Below are 18,663 nucleotides of genomic sequence, written 5' to 3' on the forward strand. Positions count from 1 at the left end.
TGTTTCTCTACTGGGTCTTCTGCGGGCTCTTCGCCCGGGTCCTCTGCGGGCGCTTCGCCGTCCCCGGCCTCCGCGCCTTGCCGAAGGCGCCGGTCACGCGGTCCAGGATCATGGCGAGGATCACGACCGAGAGGCCCGCCTCGAAACCGAGGCCGACGTTGATCGTCTGCAGGCTCTTCACGACGTCCCCGCCGAGGCCGCCGGCCCCGACCATGCCGGCGATGACCACCATCGACAGCGAGAGCATGATGACCTGGTTGACGCCCGCCATGATGCTCGGCATCGCGAGCGGGAGCTGGATCTGGCGCAGGATCCGGCCCGGCTTCGCGCCGAAGGCCTGGCCCGCCTCGATCACCTCGCGATCCACGCCGCGGATCCCGAGCTCCGTGAGGCGCACGCCCGGGGCGAGCGCGAACAGGATGGTCGCGACGATGCCGGGGGCGACCCCGAGGCGGAACAGCATGAGCGCGGGGATCAGGTAGACGAAGGCGGGCATGGTCTGCAGGAAGTCGAGGACCGGGCGGATGATCTTCGAGGCGGTGTCGTTGCGGGCCGCGAGGATGCCCAGCGGGATCGCGATCGCGAGCGCGATGAGCGTCGCGAGGATCACGAGCGCGAGGCTGTCCATGGCGTTCTCCCACTGGTTCACGCCGAAGATCACGAGCAGGCCGAGGGCGCTGCCGACGGCGAGCCTCCAGCCCTTCGCGAACCAGGCGATCACGGCGATGACGACGATGACGGCCCAGAACGGCGGGGCGCCGAGCACGAGATCGAGGGCCTCGTACATGCCGCGCAGGATCGCGCGCAGCACCGAGAACAGGCCGGAGAACGAGGAGGTGAGCCAGTCGACGAAGACGTCGGTCCACTGCCCCAGGGGGATGCGGAAGTCGTTCATGCGCGCGCCTCCTCGGACTCGGCGAGCATCGCCGTGATCGTGGCCGCCGGCACCGTGGGCGTGGGCTCGATGACCGGGATCTCGGTGGTCGCGGCGGGCAGGTCCGTGAGCGCGGCGAGCAGTGTGACGCGGGGGACGACCCCGATGAGGCGATCCTGCGCGTCCACCACGGCGACCGGCAGCGGGCTCTCGACGGCGAGCTCGAAGAGCTCGGAGATGTACTGGTCGGGTGTGACGATCGACGGGGTCGGGCGCAGCAGCTGCGTGAGGTCCGTGCCGCCCTCGCGCACCTGGCGCAGCACGTCGCGATCGCGCACCACTCCGAGCAGGCGGCGGGCACCGGTGGTGACGAAGCACGCGGAGGTCTGCAGGTCGCGCATCGTGCGCAGGGCGGTGCGGGGGCCCGCCGACGCCGGCACGACGGCGCGCGGCGGTTCCATGACGTCGCCGGCGGTGAGCACCCGGGCCCGGTCGACGTCCTGCACGAACTGGGCGACGTAGTCGTTGGCGGGGTCGGTGAGGATGTCGTTGGGGGTGCCGACCTGCACGATGCGGCCGTCGCGCATCACGGCGATGCGGTCGCCCAGGAACATGGCCTCGTTGAGGTCGTGCGTGATGAACACGATGGTCTTGTGCAGCTCCTGCTGCAGCTCGATCAGCTGCTCCTGCATCTCCCGCCGGATGAGGGGGTCGAGCGCGGAGAACGCCTCGTCCATGAGCAGCACGTCGGTGTCGGCGGCGAAGGCGCGCGCGATCCCGACCCGCTGCTGCATGCCGCCGGAGAGCTCGCTCGGCAGCCGATCCTCCCAGCCGCCGAGTCCGACGCGTTCGAGCCAGTGCCGAGCCCGCTCGCGGCGTTCGTCGGGCGCGACGCCCTGGATCTCGAGCCCGTAGGCCACGTTGTCGAGCACCGTGCGGTGGGGGAGCAGCGCGAAGTGCTGGAACACCATCGACATGCGGTCCCGGCGCAGGGCGCGCAGCTCGGCGGCGCCGAGACCCGCGACCTCGGTGCCGAAGACGCTGATCGAGCCGTCGGTGGTGTCGTTCAAGCCGTTGAGCATGCGGATCAGGGTCGACTTGCCCGAGCCGCTGAGCCCCATCACGACGAAGATCTCTCCGCTGCGGACCGCGAAGCTCGCGTCGATCACCGCGGCCGTGCCGTGCGACCGCACCTCGTCTCGCGACGCGCCGGCCTTGAGCTGCTTCACCACCTCCCGCGGGCGACGCCCGAAGACCTTGTACGCGCGGCGCACCTCGATGGCGGGCGCGCCGGTGGCGGGGATCCCGGTCGGATCCCCGTCGGACTGTTCAGTTGTTCTGCTCAATTCTCAACTCCTCTGGCGTCGGGAGCGCGGGTTCCGGGCATGCCGAATCGACGCCGCGCGGCCCGTGCGGGCGCGGCCGTCCCCCGCGGCCCCGACGGGCCGGACATCGTATTGCGGAGCCGGTACCGGTCGTCGGTCGTCGCACCCGCGCCCGGCTCACCGGATCTCAGTGATTTCGTTCCGAGCGGCGCGACGAGCGACACGGTGGATATGCGCTCAACGCTTCTTCGACGCTAACAACGTCGTCGAGCGACGTGCAAAGCGAGGGGAGTGGTTTCCCGAGCGATATCTGCCGAATCTCTTGCCCTGACCAGGGGTTTCACAAAAGGGGTATCGTTACCCGGTCGTTATACTCGGCCGGATTCGAATCCCGATCCGAGAGAGCCGAGGCCTCAGCCTCCCGCTCGGCGGGTGCGATAGACTGATGCGCAACGACCGCGAACCGGCCATCACCGGGGAGTCTTCGGAAGAACGGCGGGAGCCGCTCGGCAACGAGACGGATCCCGGCTCAGTAGAACCGAACGGGTACGGCCCGTCACAGCCGAACGAAGTGGCCGTGCACCCCGCCGAAGGCGGAGCGCGCGGCAAGCGGGGTGGTACCGCGGGACCGGGATCCTGGATCTCCGATCTCGTCCCGGCACGAGAGCGATCACGACGGCGACCGTGAATGTCGGCGGTCGTCGGCAACATGGATCGCAGCACGTCAGTAGCCGGAATCGAGAAGGATCCCATGCCGTACCCCCAGCAGCACACCCCGGGCGCCCCGTCGTCCGCGGACGGGCCGTCGCAGGCCGCCGGAGTCAGCCCCTCGCCGAAGTTCCCGGAGATCGAGCAGCGCGTGCTCGCGTTCTGGCGGCAGGACGACACCTTCCGCGAATCGATCCGCAGCCGCGAGGGCGCCGAGGAGTGGGTCTTCAACGACGGCCCCCCGTTCGCCAACGGCCTGCCGCACTACGGGCATCTGCTGACCGGCTACGCCAAGGACGTGTTCCCCCGGTTCCAGACCATGCGCGGGCGCAGGGTCGAGCGCCGCTTCGGCTGGGACACCCACGGCCTTCCCGCCGAGCTCGAGGCGATGAAGCAGCTCGGAATCACGGAGAAGTCCGAGATCGAGGAGATGGGCGTCGCGACGTTCAACGAGAAGGCCCGCGCCTCGGTGCTCCAGTACACCCGCGAGTGGGAGGACTACGTCACCCGCCAGGCGCGATGGGTCGACTTCGAGAACGACTACAAGACGCTCAACCTGGGCTACATGGAGAGCGTCATCTGGGCCTTCAAGCAGCTCTACGACAAGGGCCTCGCCTACGAGGGATCCCGCATCCTGCCCTACTGCTGGCGCGACGAGACCCCGCTCTCGAACCACGAGCTGCGCATGGACGACGACGTCTACCAGATGCGGCAGGACCCCTCGGTGACCGTCACCTTCCCGCTGACAGGCGCCCGCGCGTCCGAGCTCGGGCTCGAGGATGTGCGCGCGCTCGCGTGGACGACGACGCCCTGGACCCTGCCCACCAACCTCGCGCTCGCGGTCGGCCCCGGCATCTCCTACGCGGTCGTTCCCGCCGGTCCGGAGGGCGCAGCGGACGGAGCCGCGGCGGGGGAGCGCAGCTACCTGCTCGCGTCCGAGCTGGTCGCGAACCACGCGAAGGAGCTCGGCTACGAGTCCGCCGACGCGGCCCGGACGGCCGTCGAGCGCACGGTGCTCGGCTCCGAGCTCTCGGGGGTGCGCTACGAGCGGCTCTTCGACTACTACGCCGATGCCGAGGCCTGGGGCACGGAGCACGCCTGGCAGATCCTCGTCGACGACTACGTCTCGACGGCCGACGGCACGGGCATCGTGCACCAGGCGCCGGCGTACGGCGAGGACGACATGCGCATCTGCGCCGTCGCGAACATCCCCGTCATCGTGAGCGTGGACGACAGCGGCCGCTTCCTGAAGTCCGTGCCCGACGTCGCGGGCGAGCTCTGGGCCGACGCGAACCGCCCGCTCATCCGTATGCTCAAGCAGCGGGGCCGACTGCTGCGCGAGGCGAGCTACGAGCACTCCTACCCGCACTGCTGGCGCTGCCGCAATCCGCTCATCTACAAGGCCGTCTCGAGCTGGTTCGTGCGGGTCACCGAGATCAAGGACCGCATGCTCGAGGTCAACGAGCAGATCACCTGGGTGCCCGAGAACGTCAAGCACGGCCAGTTCGGCAAGTGGCTCGAGGGCGCCCGCGACTGGTCGATCAGCCGCAACCGCTACTGGGGATCGCCCATCCCCGTCTGGAAGAGCGACGACCCCGATCACCCGCGCGTCGACGTCTACGGCTCCGTGGCCGAGCTCGAGGCCGACTTCGGCGAGCTGCCGCGCAACGCGGCCGGCGAGATCGATCTGCACCGGCCCTACATCGACGAGCTGACCCGCCCGAACCCCGACGATCCGACCGGGCGCTCCACGATGCGCCGCATCGAGGACGTCATGGACGTGTGGTTCGACTCGGGTTCGATGCCGTTCGCCCAGGCGCACTACCCGTTCGAGAACCAGGAGTGGTTCGACACGCACCAGCCGGCCGACTTCATCGTCGAGTACATCGGCCAGACGCGCGGCTGGTTCTACGTGCAGCACGTGCTCGCCACCGCGCTCTTCGACCGCCCCGCCTTCACGAACGTCATCAGCCACGGCATCGTGCTCGGCAGCGACGGCAACAAGATGTCGAAGTCGCTGCGCAACTACCCCGACGTCAACGAGGTCTTCGACCGCGACGGCTCGGACGCGATGCGGTGGTTCCTCATGGCGTCGCCCGTGGTGCGCGGAGGCAACCTCGTCGTCACCGAGGAGGGCATCCGCGAGGGCGTGCGGCAGTTCATCCTGCCGCTGTGGAACAGCTGGTACTTCTTCAGCCTCTACGCCAACGCGGACGGCGTCGAGGCCGTGCGCCGCACCGACTCGAGCGATCCGCTCGACCGGTACATCCTCGCGAAGACCGGCCAGCTGATCCGCGACGTCGAGGGGCACCTCGAGGGACTCGACACGACCTCCGCAGCCGAGGCGCTGCGGGGCTACGCCGAGGTACTCACCAACTGGTACGTGCGGCGCTCGCGCGATCGCTTCTGGGAGGGGACAGCCGGCCAGAACGGCAAGGCGGAGAACCGCCGGGCGTTCGACACGCTGTACACGGTGCTCGAGACCGTGGCGCGCGTCGCCGCGCCCCTGGCGCCGCTCGTGACGGAGGAGCTGTGGCGCGGCCTCGGCTACACGGCGGGGCGCAGCGCCGGCCGCTCGGTGCATCTCGAGGACTGGCCGGACGCAGCCGAGTTCCCCGACGATCCCGAACTCGTCGCCGCGATGGACGAGGTGCGGCAGATCACCTCGCAGGCGCTCGCGCTGCGCAAGGCGCGCCGCCTCCGCGTGCGGCTCCCGCTCGCCGAGCTCACCGTCGTCACCTCGCGTCCGCAGGCGCTCGAGCCCTTCGCGGGCATCCTGCGCGAGGAGCTCAACGTGAAGTCGGTGCGTCTCGTGCAGCAGACCGAGTCGAGCGCCGAGGAGCACGGCGTCGTGCAGACGCTCGCGGTGAACGCGCGCGCGGCCGGGCCGCGCCTCGGCAAGCAGGTGCAGCAGGCCATCAAGGCGGCGAAGTCGGGCGATTGGAGCGAGCAGGACGGCGTCGTGGTGGCGGGCGGCATCCCGCTCGAGCCGCAGGAGTACGAGCTCACCCTGCGCGCCGGTGCGGCCGACGGGTCCGACGAGGGCCCGGCCCTCGCGCTGATCCCCGGCGGCGGCTTCGTGCTGCTCGCCACGGAGACGACGCCCGAGCTCGAGTCCGAGGGCGTCGCGCGCGACGCGATCCGCGCGGTGCAGGAGGCGCGCAAGAACGCGGGGCTCGACGTGAGCGACCGCATCGTGCTCGCGCTGAACGCCGCACCGGAGCACGCCGAGGCGCTCGAGGCGCACGGTGCGCTGATCGCGGCGGAGACGCTGGCCGTCGGCTTCGCGGCCCAGGCGCTGCCCGCCGAGGAGTTCACCGGCCTGCTGCAGCGGCTGCCCGAGACCGGGCCGGGCGTGTTCATGTCGAGCGCGCAGGCCCTCGGCTCCGCCAAGGACCCGCTGGTCGTCACCATCGACGCCACCGATCACTGGAAGACGGGGGCCGCGGAGTGAGCGCCGCAGCGGACCGCGTCTACGCCGAGCTGCTCGAGCGTGTCGGCGAGGCGAACCCGCGCCCCCGCATCGAGCCGGTGCGGCGCCTCGCGGAACTCGCGGGGTCGCCGCAGCTCTCCTACCCGGTGCTCCAGGTCGCGGGCACGAACGGCAAGACCTCTACCAGCCGGGCCATCGAGTCGCTCCTGCGCGCGCACGGGCTCCGCACGGGGCTGTTCACCAGCCCCCACCTGGTCGATTTCACCGAGCGCTTCCAGATCGACGGCGCACCGATCGACGGCGCGGTGCTCGCCGCGGCGTGGGAGGAGCTGCGGCTGCCCCTCGAGATCGTCGACGCCGAGCTCCAGGCCGCGCAGCAGGGGCCGATCACGTTCTTCGAGGCGCTCGCGGTGCTCGCCTTCACGGCGTTCGCGGACGCGCCCGTCGAGGCGGCGGTCGTCGAGGTCGGTATGGGCGGGGAGTGGGACGCCACCAACATCGTCGACGCCCGCGTCGCCGTGTTCACCCCGATCGACCTCGATCACACCGCGATCCTCGGCCCCGACATCGAGACGATCGCGCGCACGAAGGCCGGCATCGTGAAGCCGGGCAGCACCGTCGTCACCGCCGAGCAGGATCCGGCGGCCCTCGCGGAGCTCGAGGAGGCGGCCGAGCGCAACGGATCGCGGTTCGTCGTGCAGGGGCGCGACTTCCGCCTGGTGGAGGACCGCCTCGCCGTCGGCGGTCGCCAGATCGACGTCATCGGTCTGACCGGCCGGCCCTACGACCCCGCGTTCGTGCCGCTCTTCGGCCGCCACCAGGCGGAGAACACGGTGCTCGCCATCGCGGCCGTCGAGGCGTTCTTCGGGTCGGAGCGACCGGTGCCCGAGGAGGTGCTCGACGAGGGGCTCGCGCAGCTCACCTCGCCGGGACGCCTGCAGCTCATCGGGACCGATCCGGCCGTCTACGTCGACGCGGCCCACAACCCGCACGGCGCCGAAGCGCTCGTGCGCGCCGTCGCCGAGTCGTTCGTCTTCGAGGAGCTGGCGCTCGTGATCGGGGTGCTCGCGGAGAAGGACGCGTTCGGGGTGCTGGAAGCCCTCGCCCCGATCGCCCACCGGGTCACGCTGACGCCCGTGGACTCGCCGCGCAGCACCGAGGCGGCCGAGCTGCGGGGGATCGCCGAGGACGCGATCCCCGACACCCCGATCGAGGTCGCCGATTCGCTGCCCGAGGCCCTCGACGAGGCCCGGGCCTGGGCCGAGCGCGCCGAGGGGCGCGCCGTGCTCGTGGTGGGATCGGTGCTGCTGGCGGGGGAGGCCATCGCGCACTCCCGCTCCGAGGGATGGGGGATCGCATGAGCCGGGAGCGCACGGGGCCGCTCCCCGAGCCGTCCGAGGGGGGCCAACCGGCCGAGGAGCTGCGGCTCTCGCCGTCCGAGACGATGGCGCACAACTCGGCGATGCGGATCTCCGGCGCTCGCCGGGGCCCGCAATCGACCCAGAAGGCGCTCGCATCGGTGGTGCTCGGCTTCGAGCTCATCATCGTGGTGCTCATCGGCCTCACCATCTTCGGCCTGAGTGTGCTCGAGCCCCGCGAGCTCGGACTCTACATCGGCGGCGGGCTCGCGATCGCGATCATCGCGGGTCTCGCCACGGTGCGCGTCGGCCGCGTCGGCATCGTCATCGGGTGGGCGGTGCACGCGCTCATGCTGGCGACCGCGATCCTGCTGCCCCCGGCGCTGATCGTGGGGCTGCTCTTCACCGCGCTCTGGATCTACTGCATGGTCAAGGGCGCCCAGATCGATCGGGACCGACAGGACTGGCTGGCCGCTCAGGGCGGCTAAGCTGGGGGATCGGGGCGGTTTCCCGCCCCGTCGATTTCCCGTGTGACGAAGGAGCGTGCATGTCCGTAGAAGCAACCCTGATCCTCGTGAAGCCGGACGGCGTGGCGCGCGGCCTGACCGGCGAGATCCTCCGTCGTATCGAGGCCAAGGGCTACCGGCTCGCCGACATCGCGTTCGTGCACGCCGGCCGCGAACTGCTCGCGGCCCACTACGCCGAGCACGAGGGCAAGCCCTTCTACGAGCCGCTCATCGAGTTCATGAGCTCCGGCCCGATCGTCGCGATCCGCGCCGAGGGCGAGCGCGTGATCGAGGGCTTCCGCTCGCTCGCCGGCACGACCGACCCCACGACCGCGGCACCCGGCACCATCCGCGGCGATCTGGGCCGCGACTGGGGTCTCAAGGTGCAGCAGAACCTCGTGCACGGCTCCGATTCGACGGAGTCGGCCGAGCGCGAACTCTCGCTCTGGTTCGGGTAGCCCCGCGGCCTTCCTCCGACTGTCCGCGGCGATGCCGGGTCGGAAGCACGATGTCGGGGGCGGGCGATAGCGTGTTCGCATGACTTCTCCAGCACCGGCCTCGCTGAGCGCCGCCGAGGCGCGCCGCACCGCTCTGGCGGCCCAGGGGTTCGCGAACCGTCCCCGGCTGCGCAAGCGCCGGCCGTTCGATCCCGCGCTCGAGCGTCTGCACGTGCTGCAGATCGACTCGGTCAACGTCTTCGCGCGCAGCCACTACCTGCCGCTCTTCTCCCGGCACGGGGGGTACGATCCGCTCGCGCTCGACCGGTACCTGTGGCAGAGCGGCGAGTACACGGAGTACTGGGCGCACGAGGCCGCCTTCGTGCCGGTGAGCGACCGTGCGCTCTTCGGCTGGCGCATGGAGGAGTACCGCGAACGCTACGCCGCGGACGGCCGGGCCGAGGGGCTGGCGGCCAGTGTGGCGCGGGTGCGCGAGATGCTCGGCGACGGCGAACCGCGGCTCGTGCGGGAGCTGGAGGACGGACCCCGTGAAAGGCGCGGGCCCTGGTGGGACTGGAGCGACACCAAGCGCGCGGTCGAGGTGCTCTTCGCCCAGGGCGACGTGGTCTCGGCGGGTCGGGAGAACTTCCAGCGCCGATACGCGCTCGCCGAGCACGCGCTTCCCGCGGCCGCGCTGCGACCGGTGCCCCGTCGCGAAGCGCAGCGCATCCTCCTGGAGCGCGCCGCCCGGTCCCTGGGCGTCGCCACCCTCGCCGACCTCGCCGACTACCACCGGCTGAAGACGGCGGACGCCCGCACGGCCGCGCAGGATCTGGAGGACGAGGGCCTCCTGCTCCCGGTGCGCGTCGCCGGATGGACGAACGGCTCGGGTGCCCCGGAACGCGCCTGGATGCACCGCGACAGCCGGGTGCCCTCGCGGCTCGCCCCCGACGCGCTGCTCACGCCGTTCGATCCCGTGGTGTGGTTCCGGCCGCGCGCCGAGCGCCTGTTCGACTTCCACTACCGCATCGAGATCTACACCCCGAAGGAGCAGCGGCAGTACGGGTACTACTGCCTTCCGCTCATGGTCGGAGGCCGGCTCGCAGGGCGTATCGATCTCAAAGCGGATCGGGCGGACCGGGCCCTGCTCGTGCAGGCGGCGTGGCAGGAGGAGCGCTCACCGCAGCGCACCGCCGAGGCCGCCGTCGACCTGCTCGCCCGTGCCGCGGCCTGGCAGGGGCTGCAGGAGGTGCGGGTGAGCGGCGTGGGCAACCTCCGGCTGCCCGGCCGCTTCGACGCGGAGTGAGCCGTCGGGCGCTCAGCCCGCGGGCAGCACCTCGAGCAGCGCATCGAAGACGGCTGCGGGAAGATCCGGATCCTCGCCCGTGCCGTTGATGAGGATCCCCGCGACTCGCGCCGACTCCGGGTCGTACATCACGAGGCTCTGGAAGCCGAGGCCATTGCCGGTGTGCCCGATCCACCCGTGCAGCTCGCCCAGCGCGAAGCCGTAGCGATCGTAGCGGGGGCTCGCGTCGTCGTCCGTGATCGGGCCGAGCCGATCGATCCGCTCGCGCTGCGTCGCGTCGTCGAGGAGGCTGCCGTCGCCGAGCGCGCGGCCCCAGGCGGCGAGATCCGCGACATCGCCCGTCAGCCCACCCGCAGCCCCGAACCACCCGGCGGCGACGACGGGCAGCTCCTCGATCACCTCGCCGCGGCTCAGCTGGTGTCCCGCCGCATCGAGCTCCGGGTCTCCGAAGCCGTAGGCCAGCGTGTCGAGCTGCAGCGGGCGGGCGATGCGCTGGTCGACCGCGAGCTGCCACGGGTCGCCGGTCACCCGCTCGATGATCTCGCCGAGCAGCAGCGTGTTCGTGTTCGAGTACTCGTACGCCGCATCCGGCTCGAACTCCGGCGAGGCCGGGTACGCGAGCGCCAGCAGCTCCGAGACCGCGGGCTCTCGCGCGGGATCCGCCGACCGCAGCTCGCCGAGGCCGGGTTGCGCGGAGTAGTTGGCGAGCCCCGAGCGCATCGTGCCGAGCTGTCGGACCGTGATGGCCTCCCCGCCGGGGACCCCGTCGACGTAGTCCGCCACCGGAGCATCGAGATCCACCCGGCCCTCCTCCACGAGCTGCAGGATCACCGTGCCGACGAGCGACTTCGTGATGCTGCGGTAGGCGAAGCGGGTCGGCTCCTCCACGGGCCGGCCCGCCGAGGCGTCGCCGAACGCGACCAGCGTCCGGGCGCCGTCGTCCGAGGTGACGATCACCGCTCCGCCCGGAACACCGGTGCCGTCGAGGGACTCCTCGACGGCACCGCGCAGTTCCGACGCCCCCGGGAGCTGCGCGCCCGCCGGGACCGTCTCGGACATCGATGGACCCGCGCACCCGGCCGCGAGGGCCGCGGCGACGAGGGCGAGGACGGCGGCGGCGCGCTTCGCGACGAGGGGCATGCCCTCATGCTAGCGGGCGCACGGGGTCGTGCGGCGGACGGGGAGCCGAGTGCAATCGCGCGCCGCGATCAGGAGGCTGCGGAAGCTGCGGAAGCTGCGTCCCCGAGGTCGAGCTGCCGGCGCACCGCCTCGAGCAGCCCTCGGGGGGCGTCGGCCCAGAATCGCAGCAGCTCGACCTCGTGGGTGCCGCCCCGGGGCGGGAGACCGGGCAGCCGCACGGGGGCGGGGCCCTCCAGTTCGATCTCGAGGTTGGTCTCCGCGCCGACCCAGATCGCGCACACGCGCCGACCGTCGTGCACGAACACGCGCCCCGGCTTCTCGGTGCTCGTGGGGTCGATGCTCTCGGCGGCCACCGCGTGCAGGCGGATCGAGGCGAAGTCGTCCCACCGCACGGGGATGTCGAGCTCGAGCCCCTCCCGCACCCGGATGCCCTGCGGGCCGACCGTGTGCGGGCGGCTGAGGTACGCGCAGAGCAGTCCGAGCATCCACGTCAGTCCCCAGATCCCGATGACGAGCACGCCGATGCGCACCGGAGTCCAGCGGTGCACGATCAGGTCGAGGATCGGGATCTCGACCGCCGAGAGCACGATGAAGATGATGAGGACGGTGAGCACGGGCCGGTGGTAGCGGAATCCGAGCGCCGCCGGTGCGATCCTCGGGCGGCGCGCGATCACCCGCCACAGGCTCTCGTAGATGCGCAGCTCGACGCGCAGGGCGCGCACCGCGAGGCTGCGCAGTCGCGCGAGGCGCGTCGGGCGGTTCTCCGTCACGCTGCTCGGCGCGGTCACGGCCGCACCTCGGTCGCGGCGCCGCCCGTGCCCCCGGGCTCGACGTCGCCGTAGTGCACCGACTCGTCGCGCACGAGCGCGGTCAGCCGCCAGAAGACGGCGTCGACCCCGCGCGCGAACGCGTCCCGGTCCGCCTCGTCGACGGCGCCGAGCAGATCCGCGGCCAGCTCCCGGTGCTCGTCCTGCATCCGCTCCATCAGCCGTTCCGCCGGGGGCGTCAGCGTCACGAGCACGGCGCGACGGTCCCCGGGGTGCGGGCGGCGCTCGAGGTATCCCGACGACTCGAGCCCGTCCACCAGGGCGGAGACGCTGCGGGGCGTGACGCCGAGCGCCCGGGCGAGCGTCTGCTGCGTCGAGGGTCCCGCGTGCTGCAGCACCCAGAGCGCGTGCACGCGGGACTCCGTGAGCGAGGTGCCCGCGAAGGCGCGGTGCACGTCGCGCTGGAAGAGCGAGCCGATGGCCAGGAGACGGTCGAGGATCGTCGGTTCCATACTGCTTACAGTATCACTTAATTACATATTGTAACTAGTTGTCGAGCGGCCTCCGGTGCGCCGACCGCGAACCGCGGGGCCGAATGTCGGAGGCCCCGAGTAGTCTCGGAAGCATGGAACCCACGCGCAGCGTCCGCCCCTTCGAAGTGGTCAGCGAGTACGAGCCGAGCGGCGATCAGCCGAAGGCGATCGACGAGCTCGCGCGCCGCATCAACGCCGGCGAGACCGACGTCGTGCTGCTCGGCGCGACCGGAACGGGCAAGTCCGCGACCACCGCCTGGCTCATCGAGGCCGTGCAGCGCCCCACGCTCGTCCTGGCCCACAACAAGACCCTCGCGGCCCAGCTGGCGAGCGAGTTCAGGCAGCTCCTGCCCAACAACGCGGTCGAGTACTTCGTCAGCTACTACGACTACTACCAGCCCGAGGCCTACGTGCCGCAGACCGACACCTTCATCGAGAAGGACTCTTCGGTCAACGCCGAGGTGGAGCGGCTGCGCCACTCCACCACCAACGCGCTGCTCTCCCGCCGCGACACGATCGTCGTCTCCACCGTCTCGTGCATCTACGGCCTGGGCAAGCCCGAGGAGTACTACGAGGCCATGGTGCCGCTCGCGGTGGGCGATGTGCTGGATCGGGACGTGCTGCTGCGCCGCTTCGTCGACATGCAGTACCAGCGCAACGACATCGAGTTCGTGCGGGGCAACTTCCGCGTGCGCGGCGACACCGTCGAGATCATCCCCATGTACGAGGAGCTGGCGATCCGAGTCGAGTTCTTCGGAGACGAGATCGAGGCCCTCTACTACCTGCACCCCGTGACGGGAGACGTGATCAAGCAGGTGGAGACCGTGTCGGTGTTCCCAGGCTCGCACTACGTCGCCAGCCGCACCGTGATGAACCGCGCCATGGGCACCATCGCCGAGGAGCTCGACTGGCGCAGCCGGGAGCTGAAGCAGCAGAACAAGCTCGTCGAGGAGCAGCGGCTGCGCATGCGCACCACCTTCGACCTCGAGATGATGGAGCAGATCGGCTTCTGCTCGGGCATCGAGAACTACTCGCGCCACATCGACGGGCGGCAGCCGGGGGAGGCGCCGCACTGCCTGCTCGACTACTTCCCCGACGACTTCCTCGTGGTGATCGACGAGTCGCACGTCACCGTGCCGCAGATCGGTGCGATGTACGAGGGTGACGCATCGCGCAAGCGCACGCTGGTCGACCACGGATTCCGGCTGCCGAGCGCGCTCGACAACCGGCCGCTCAAGTTCGGCGAGTTCAAGGAGCGCGTCGGCCAGACCGTGTACCTCTCGGCCACGCCGGGCAAGTACGAGATGGAGCTGGCGGACGGCGTCGTGGAGCAGATCATCCGCCCCACCGGCCTCGTCGATCCCGAGATCGTGGTGAAGCCGTCGCAGGGCCAGATCGACGACCTCCTCGAGGAGGTGCGCGTGCGCGCCGAGCGCGACGAGCGCGTACTGGTGACCACCCTCACCAAGAAGATGGCGGAGCAGCTGACCACCTTCATGGAGGAGGCGGGGATCCGGGTGCGCTACCTGCACTCCGATGTCGACACGCTGCGCCGCGTCGAGCTCCTCACCGAGCTGCGCGCCGGCGTCTACGACGTGCTCGTCGGCATCAACCTGCTGCGCGAGGGACTCGACCTGCCCGAGGTCTCGCTCGTCTCGATCCTCGACGCCGACAAGGAGGGCTTCCTGCGCTCCTCGACCTCCCTCATCCAGACCATCGGCCGTGCGGCCCGCAACGTCTCGGGCCAGGTGCACATGTACGCCGACACCGTCACGCGCTCCATGCGCGAGGCGATCGACGAGACGAACCGGCGCCGCGAGATCCAGGTCGCCTACAACACCGAGCGCGGCATCGATCCGCAGCCGCTGCGCAAGAAGATCGGCGACATCACCGAGATGCTCGCGCGCGAGGCGGCCGACACCGAGGACGTGCTCTCGCGCACCGGCGCCCACGCGCAGCGCAAGGGCGGTTCGCCCCAGCGCGCGAAGGGCAAGGCCGCGGCGCGCGCCGGGGCGATCGCGAGCGAGGGGGCGGCCAAGCTCGAGGAGCTCATCGCGGACCTCACCGAGCAGATGCTCTCGGCCGCAGAGGAGCTCAAGTTCGAGCTCGCGGCACGGCTGCGCGACGAGGTGGCGGAGCTCAAGCGCGAGCTGCGCAGCATGGACGCGGCGGGGCACCTGTAGGCGACGGATCGGCAGCACCCCGTGTACCGCGAGACCGTCATCCCCGGCCTGGGGACCCTCTGGGTCTCCAGCCCGGGCGGCGCGGCGGCGCGGATCCCGGCCGACGGCTGCGCGGACATCATCCTGCGCGATGACGAGCTGATCGTAGCCGGTCCGTCGACGCGCTGGCTGCTGGCGCGCGGGAGCGCGGAGCTGCCCACCGTGGGTCTGCGGTTCGCGCCGGGTCTGGCCGGCGCGCGGCTCGCCATCGACCCCTCCGCGGCGCGGGACCGCATCGTCCCCGCCCGTGAGCTCCTGGCCCCGGCCGTCGCCGAGCGGGGGCACCGAGCGCTGCGTTCGGTGCTCACGGAACGGTGTCCGGCGCATGCCGAGTCACCCACGGAGCGGACGCTTCGGGAGGCGGCACGCGCGCTTCCGCTCGTGCTCGGCGCCGAGCCCACGCCGGCGGAGCAGCGGTGGAGTGCGACGGTGCGGGCGGCGGCGCGGCGGGAGGAACCGCTCGCCCGGCTCGCCGATCGGCTGGGGTACTCGGAGCGCCAGGTCCGGCGCCGCATGCTCCTGAGCTTCGGCTTCGGGTACGCGGCGCTGCGGCGGGTGCTGCGCGCCGAGGACGCCGGCCGGCTGATCCGCGCGGGAGCCGCACCCGCTGAAGCGGCGGGGCTCGCGGGCTACGCCGACCAGTCGCACCTGACCAGGGAGTTCCAGCGCGTGAGCGGGCTCACGCCGGCTCAGCTGGCCGCCGCCGCGGCCAGCGGCGCGTACAGGTCGATCGAGTTGCCGTCGGGGTCGAGCACGGTGGCGTAGCGCTGGCCCCAGGGCGCGTCCCACGGCTCCGTATGCGCCGCAGCCGGGTACTGCCGCACGATCTCGGCGTAGGCACTGTCCACGCCCGCGGGGCTCTCGGCCCGGAACGCGAATCCGATGCGGTTCTCACCGGTGGGGAGCTCGAAGTCCGGCATGAAGCTCCGGATGGTCGACACGGGATCCCAGGCGAGGGTCATGCCGCCGGGCAGCGTCGCCTCAGCGTGCGGGGCGTCGTCCTGCCCCGGCGGCACGTCCACCCCCAGCGCACGATAGAACGCGAGCGAAGCCCCGAGGTCTCGGGTGACGATGCCGATGAAGTCGAATTGGAGTGCCATGTCCGCCAGCGTAGGGGCAGGCGGGAACGCGCGCTAGAACGAAACGGACGTGCCGGAGTGCTGCGCGCCGCGGTGCGCGACGGCGCCGCACCGCGCACCGCGGTTAGCATGGCGGTGTGAGGGCTTCTTCCGGCGACTCGAGCGCGGTCCGATGGCATCGGATCACCCGGGGCGCGGCCGCGTGGCTCGGGATCCTGCTCGCCATCGGCACCGTGCAGGTCGTCCGCGAGCAGTGGTTCGACGCGCTCGTGTTCGCCGGCGCTGCCCTCGCGCTCGCTCTCGCGGCGGTGCTCGGTCCCGGCGGAGGGGTCGCGGCCCCGGCCTCGAGGGCCGTCGCGCTCTGCGCCGCCGCCCTCGGTCTCGCCGTCGGCCTCGTCCTGCTCCTCGCCCCGCGGTACTCGACGTCCACGCAGCTCGCGGTGTGCGCCGCGGGCGCTCTCGCGATCGTTCTCGCGTGGCCGCAGCGGGCGATGGTCGACGGCGCGCGGACGCCGGGACAACGCCGTCTCGCGGTCGCGTGGGCGATCGTCATCGTCATCGGCTGCCTGTGGGAGCTCGCGCAGTTCATCGTCGGCCGGATGCACCCCGAGCGGCCCGCCTTCGCGCTGAGCGAGCTCCTCGATCCGCTCATGCAGGGGGCTCCGGGTCGGGTGCTGTTCGCCGTGGCCTGGCTGGCGCTCGGAGCGCTGCTCGTGCTCAGGGGGCGGTGCCGATGATCCTCAGCATCACGATCTTCGGACTCTGCGCGATCGCGCTCGTCGTGACCGCGCTGGTGGAGCGCCGCAGGGATCCCGAGGCGACCGCGGGCGACCTGTTCGACCGTCTGCTGGCGGACCGCACCGCGCGACTCGCGATGGTGGTGATCTGGTGGTGGCTCGGCTGGCACTTCCTCGCGGGCCAGACGCTGTGAGCGCGGGCGGCCTCCCGCTCCGGCGCCCCGACGGGCGGCGGCGAGCTAGGCGACGACCGGCTGGCGCAGGATCGTGCGCTGCTTCTCGGGGGCGACCCGGCGGAAGTCGCTGAGATAGATCTCGTGGTGCGCGCCGGCGAGACGCAGCCCGCGCCCGGGGATGATCTCGTGGTGCAGGCGATCGAGCACCGCGGTCTCGTCGTCGAAGGACCCGACGTGCAGCGTCTGCAGGCAGCGCCCCTCGGAGAGCTCGTCGATGCGCACCTCGTCCAAGCGGGGTGCGCCGCCCTTCGCCCGCACCTGCTCGACCGCCGCGGCGAACGCCTCCTCGCCGAGCCACTCGGGCACCATGAGCATGAGGGTCCAGTCCCACGCCGACTTGTCGCGCGCCGAGGTGAACGCCGCCATGTCATCGGCCCACCACAGCCCCTCGAGGGGCGGGACGACGTAGTCGCGGCCGAGCTCCCGCTTGCTGCCGAACTTCATCGCGTAGGCGAGGGGGTAGAGCGACTCGATCGCCTGCGCGAACCCGGGGGAGCTGTTGGGATCGCCGTGCCCGTCGATCATCAGGTATCGCGTCGGGGGCATCTCGATGAGGCGGAACTCGCCCCGCTCAGCGCGGTAGGCGTCGAGCTCCCTCTTGAAATCGACCTTGGTTCCCGCTGCGCCGCTCACGCGGCCAGTGTAGCCGGGAGTACCGCGGAGACGACTCGCCGGCGTCTACAGCAGCAGGTATCCGTACCGCTCGGCGATGGCGTCGATCACCCCGGTGAGCTCCTCGCGATCGAGCCCGAGCAGGGCGAGGGGGTGCCTGGGGAGCGCGTCGGCCGCGGGGGACCACAGCGCCGCGACCCGGGCCGAGGGCACCACCGACGAGGATGCGACCACGCCGTCGAGATCGGGGTAGACCGCGCGGATCGCGCGAGCCCACTCGCGGGACCGCTCGCGGTCGCCCGAGGCGATCGCGGCATTGCCCCCCGCCACCGCGATCCAGTCGCTGTCGCTCAGGTCGAGCAGGCGGAGCGGCCGCTCGACCTCGAACGCGGCGAGGGTCGGCGAACCGGCGCGGCGGCGGATGATGCGGTGCTGCTGGAACACCTCGAGCAGGCACGCCGCGAGAGCCGTCTCGACCGCCGAGCCGTCCTCCGCGCCCGCCCGCGGTCCCTCGAGCACGGTGTACATGACCCCGGAGCCGGGGTGCTCGCCGGTCGGCTCGGGATGCGGATCGAAGCGCGCGTCGAGCGGGCCGAACTCGCGGAACTCGAACCACTCGACCGCGTGGGCCCCGCCCGCGCGGAAGATCCGGGCGAACAGGCTTCCGGCACCGGTCTCCCGCACCCAGTCCGGATCCGCCTCGAGATCGGGGAAGCGCGCCGGGTCGGGCGCGGGCAGCACCTCGCTCACGGCAGGCGGTTGAGCGCGTCGTCGACCGCGGCCGCCGCGGTCGCGGGATCCCCGCCCTGCGCCAGCCACTCGAGCGGGGCGAGCGACTCGTCGTCGACCCGCAGGCGCGGCGCCGGAGAGGTGAGCACCCGCTCCGTCAGCAGCAGCGGCGTGCCCGGCGGGATCGACTGCGCCACCGCGGACCAGCCGTGCGGCTCGCGCCCGTCGGGGAACTGGAAGCGCGGCAGCCGCCAGCCGTCGCTGCGGCGCTGCGCGAGCAGCGTGCCCGCGGCGCAGCGCTGCCGCACCCGGGCCGCCGTCACCCCCAGCATCTCGGCGGCCTCGGAGACGGTGCAGGACTGCTGCTCCGCCTGCCGCTCCCACAGTCGGCCCCGCGTCGTCGCGGGCAGCGCCGTCGGCGCCTGCAGCGCGGCCTCGCCCGCTCCGAGGCGCTCGAGCACGGACACCTCGGCGCCCGTGAGGCCGCGGGTATCGGCGCGCTGATGCGCCACGATCTCCGCCAGCATCTCCTCGGCCACGTCGAGGCCGTCGCCCTCGATCTGCGTGACGAGCGCGAGCAGGCGGTCTCGGGCGGCCCGGTCCCGGGTGACGCGGGGGGCCCGGCCGCCACCGGCGGGCAGCTGTGCGATCGACATCTCGG

18 protein-coding genes are annotated in these 18,663 nt (G+C 71.8%); 9 read left to right on the plus strand and 9 right to left on the minus strand.

Annotated elements, in window-relative coordinates; translation table 11 throughout:
* Positions 1-7 precede the first annotated feature (7 nt).
* The gene (locus ACWKZU_RS10395; RefSeq protein ID WP_449282251.1) at positions 8-895 is read right to left on the minus strand and encodes an ABC transporter permease; all 888 of its coding nucleotides are present in this window, start codon (positions 893-895) and stop codon (positions 8-10) included.
* Positions 892-2,220 (minus strand): quaternary amine ABC transporter ATP-binding protein, encoded by a 1,329-nt coding sequence (locus tag ACWKZU_RS10400; protein WP_449282252.1) that lies wholly within the window; start codon positions 2,218-2,220, stop codon positions 892-894. The genes ACWKZU_RS10395 and ACWKZU_RS10400 overlap by 4 nt, the downstream gene beginning before the upstream one ends.
* Before the next feature lie 730 nt (positions 2,221-2,950).
* Between ACWKZU_RS10400 and ileS the strand changes: the two genes are divergently transcribed.
* The 5 genes from ileS (at position 2,951) to ACWKZU_RS10425 (ending at position 9,947) form a co-directional block, all read left to right on the plus strand.
* On the plus strand, positions 2,951-6,361 hold the full coding sequence (gene ileS, locus ACWKZU_RS10405) for an isoleucine--tRNA ligase (RefSeq protein WP_449282304.1): 3,411 nt from the start codon (positions 2,951-2,953) through the stop codon (positions 6,359-6,361).
* Positions 6,358-7,701: a bifunctional folylpolyglutamate synthase/dihydrofolate synthase gene (locus ACWKZU_RS10410; RefSeq protein WP_449282253.1), complete on the plus strand. Its 1,344-nt coding sequence runs from the start codon at positions 6,358-6,360 to the stop codon at positions 7,699-7,701. Before ileS ends, ACWKZU_RS10410 begins: the two co-directional genes overlap by 4 nt.
* On the plus strand, positions 7,698-8,186 hold the full coding sequence (locus ACWKZU_RS10415; protein ID WP_449282254.1) for a DUF4233 domain-containing protein: 489 nt from the start codon (positions 7,698-7,700) through the stop codon (positions 8,184-8,186). The genes ACWKZU_RS10410 and ACWKZU_RS10415 overlap by 4 nt, the downstream gene beginning before the upstream one ends.
* A 59-nt stretch (positions 8,187-8,245) precedes the next feature.
* A complete protein-coding gene (gene ndk / locus ACWKZU_RS10420; protein ID WP_449282255.1) occupies positions 8,246-8,662 on the plus strand; it encodes a nucleoside-diphosphate kinase in 417 nt (138 codons plus the stop codon).
* A gap of 79 nt (positions 8,663-8,741) precedes the next feature.
* Positions 8,742-9,947, plus strand: coding sequence for a winged helix-turn-helix domain-containing protein (locus ACWKZU_RS10425; protein WP_449282256.1), 1,206 nt, complete (start codon positions 8,742-8,744; stop codon positions 9,945-9,947).
* 12 nt (positions 9,948-9,959) lie between these two features.
* Here the strand turns inward: ACWKZU_RS10425 and ACWKZU_RS10430 are convergent, their stop codons facing one another.
* The 3 genes from ACWKZU_RS10430 to ACWKZU_RS10440 all read right to left on the minus strand — a co-directional run bounded on the left by ACWKZU_RS10430 (position 9,960) and on the right by ACWKZU_RS10440 (position 12,366).
* The gene (locus ACWKZU_RS10430) at positions 9,960-11,087 is read right to left on the minus strand and encodes a serine hydrolase domain-containing protein (RefSeq protein WP_449282257.1); all 1,128 of its coding nucleotides are present in this window, start codon (positions 11,085-11,087) and stop codon (positions 9,960-9,962) included.
* A gap of 68 nt (positions 11,088-11,155) precedes the next feature.
* Positions 11,156-11,875 carry a hypothetical protein gene (locus ACWKZU_RS10435; RefSeq protein ID WP_449282258.1) on the minus strand — a complete coding sequence of 240 codons (720 nt, stop codon included), beginning with the start codon at positions 11,873-11,875 and terminating at the stop codon, positions 11,156-11,158.
* Entirely contained in the window at positions 11,872-12,366 is a 495-nt protein-coding gene (locus ACWKZU_RS10440) for a MarR family winged helix-turn-helix transcriptional regulator (RefSeq protein ID WP_449282259.1), read from the minus strand. Before ACWKZU_RS10440 ends, ACWKZU_RS10435 begins: the two co-directional genes overlap by 4 nt.
* A gap of 113 nt (positions 12,367-12,479) precedes the next feature.
* Here ACWKZU_RS10440 and uvrB point away from each other — a divergent pair, with 113 nt between their 5' ends.
* Positions 12,480-14,570, plus strand: coding sequence for an excinuclease ABC subunit UvrB (gene uvrB / locus ACWKZU_RS10445; RefSeq protein WP_449282260.1), 2,091 nt, complete (start codon positions 12,480-12,482; stop codon positions 14,568-14,570).
* A 21-nt stretch (positions 14,571-14,591) separates the two neighbouring features.
* On the plus strand, positions 14,592-15,374 hold the full coding sequence (locus ACWKZU_RS10450) for a helix-turn-helix domain-containing protein (protein ID WP_449282261.1): 783 nt from the start codon (positions 14,592-14,594) through the stop codon (positions 15,372-15,374).
* On the opposite strand, the gene ACWKZU_RS10455 is transcribed toward ACWKZU_RS10450, so the two are convergent.
* Positions 15,299-15,709, minus strand: coding sequence for a VOC family protein (locus ACWKZU_RS10455; protein WP_449282262.1), 411 nt, complete (start codon positions 15,707-15,709; stop codon positions 15,299-15,301). The two genes, ACWKZU_RS10450 and ACWKZU_RS10455, sit on opposite strands and share 76 nt — an antisense overlap.
* A 116-nt stretch (positions 15,710-15,825) precedes the next feature.
* Here ACWKZU_RS10455 and ACWKZU_RS10460 point away from each other — a divergent pair, with 116 nt between their 5' ends.
* Positions 15,826-16,425 (plus strand): hypothetical protein, encoded by a 600-nt coding sequence (locus tag ACWKZU_RS10460; RefSeq protein ID WP_449282263.1) that lies wholly within the window; start codon positions 15,826-15,828, stop codon positions 16,423-16,425.
* Entirely contained in the window at positions 16,422-16,619 is a 198-nt protein-coding gene (locus ACWKZU_RS10465) for a DUF6186 family protein (RefSeq protein WP_449282264.1), read from the plus strand. Before ACWKZU_RS10460 ends, ACWKZU_RS10465 begins: the two co-directional genes overlap by 4 nt.
* A gap of 45 nt (positions 16,620-16,664) precedes the next feature.
* Here the strand turns inward: ACWKZU_RS10465 and ACWKZU_RS10470 are convergent, their stop codons facing one another.
* The 3 genes from ACWKZU_RS10470 to ACWKZU_RS10480 are packed head-to-tail and all read right to left on the minus strand — an operon-like array spanning position 16,665 to position 18,658.
* Positions 16,665-17,294, minus strand: coding sequence for a GyrI-like domain-containing protein (locus ACWKZU_RS10470; RefSeq protein WP_449282265.1), 630 nt, complete (start codon positions 17,292-17,294; stop codon positions 16,665-16,667).
* A gap of 45 nt (positions 17,295-17,339) precedes the next feature.
* Positions 17,340-18,023, minus strand: coding sequence for a hypothetical protein (locus ACWKZU_RS10475; protein WP_449282266.1), 684 nt, complete (start codon positions 18,021-18,023; stop codon positions 17,340-17,342).
* Positions 18,020-18,658: a helix-turn-helix domain-containing protein gene (locus ACWKZU_RS10480; RefSeq protein WP_449282267.1), complete on the minus strand. Its 639-nt coding sequence runs from the start codon at positions 18,656-18,658 to the stop codon at positions 18,020-18,022. Before ACWKZU_RS10480 ends, ACWKZU_RS10475 begins: the two co-directional genes overlap by 4 nt.
* Positions 18,659-18,663: the final 5 nt, after the last annotated feature.

This window comes from Leucobacter sp. (assembly GCF_053528595.1).

What these genes read in the sequence shown, in the direction of transcription:
- ACWKZU_RS10395 (WP_449282251.1), bottom strand. Translation starts at nt 895, where the DNA reads ATGAACGACTTCCGCATCCCCCTGGGGCAGTGGACCGACGTCTTCGTC.
- ileS (WP_449282304.1), top strand. Translation starts at nt 2,951, where the DNA reads ATGCCGTACCCCCAGCAGCACACCCCGGGCGCCCCGTCGTCCGCGGAC.
- ACWKZU_RS10415 (WP_449282254.1), top strand. Translation starts at nt 7,698, where the DNA reads ATGAGCCGGGAGCGCACGGGGCCGCTCCCCGAGCCGTCCGAGGGGGGC.
- ndk (WP_449282255.1), top strand. Translation starts at nt 8,246, where the DNA reads ATGTCCGTAGAAGCAACCCTGATCCTCGTGAAGCCGGACGGCGTGGCG.
- ACWKZU_RS10425 (WP_449282256.1), top strand. Translation starts at nt 8,742, where the DNA reads ATGACTTCTCCAGCACCGGCCTCGCTGAGCGCCGCCGAGGCGCGCCGC.
- ACWKZU_RS10430 (WP_449282257.1), bottom strand. Translation starts at nt 11,087, where the DNA reads ATGCCCCTCGTCGCGAAGCGCGCCGCCGCCGTCCTCGCCCTCGTCGCC.
- ACWKZU_RS10440 (WP_449282259.1), bottom strand. Translation starts at nt 12,366, where the DNA reads ATGGAACCGACGATCCTCGACCGTCTCCTGGCCATCGGCTCGCTCTTC.
- uvrB (WP_449282260.1), top strand. Translation starts at nt 12,480, where the DNA reads ATGGAACCCACGCGCAGCGTCCGCCCCTTCGAAGTGGTCAGCGAGTAC.
- ACWKZU_RS10455 (WP_449282262.1), bottom strand. Translation starts at nt 15,709, where the DNA reads ATGGCACTCCAATTCGACTTCATCGGCATCGTCACCCGAGACCTCGGG.
- ACWKZU_RS10465 (WP_449282264.1), top strand. Translation starts at nt 16,422, where the DNA reads ATGATCCTCAGCATCACGATCTTCGGACTCTGCGCGATCGCGCTCGTC.
- ACWKZU_RS10480 (WP_449282267.1), bottom strand. Translation starts at nt 18,658, where the DNA reads ATGTCGATCGCACAGCTGCCCGCCGGTGGCGGCCGGGCCCCCCGCGTC.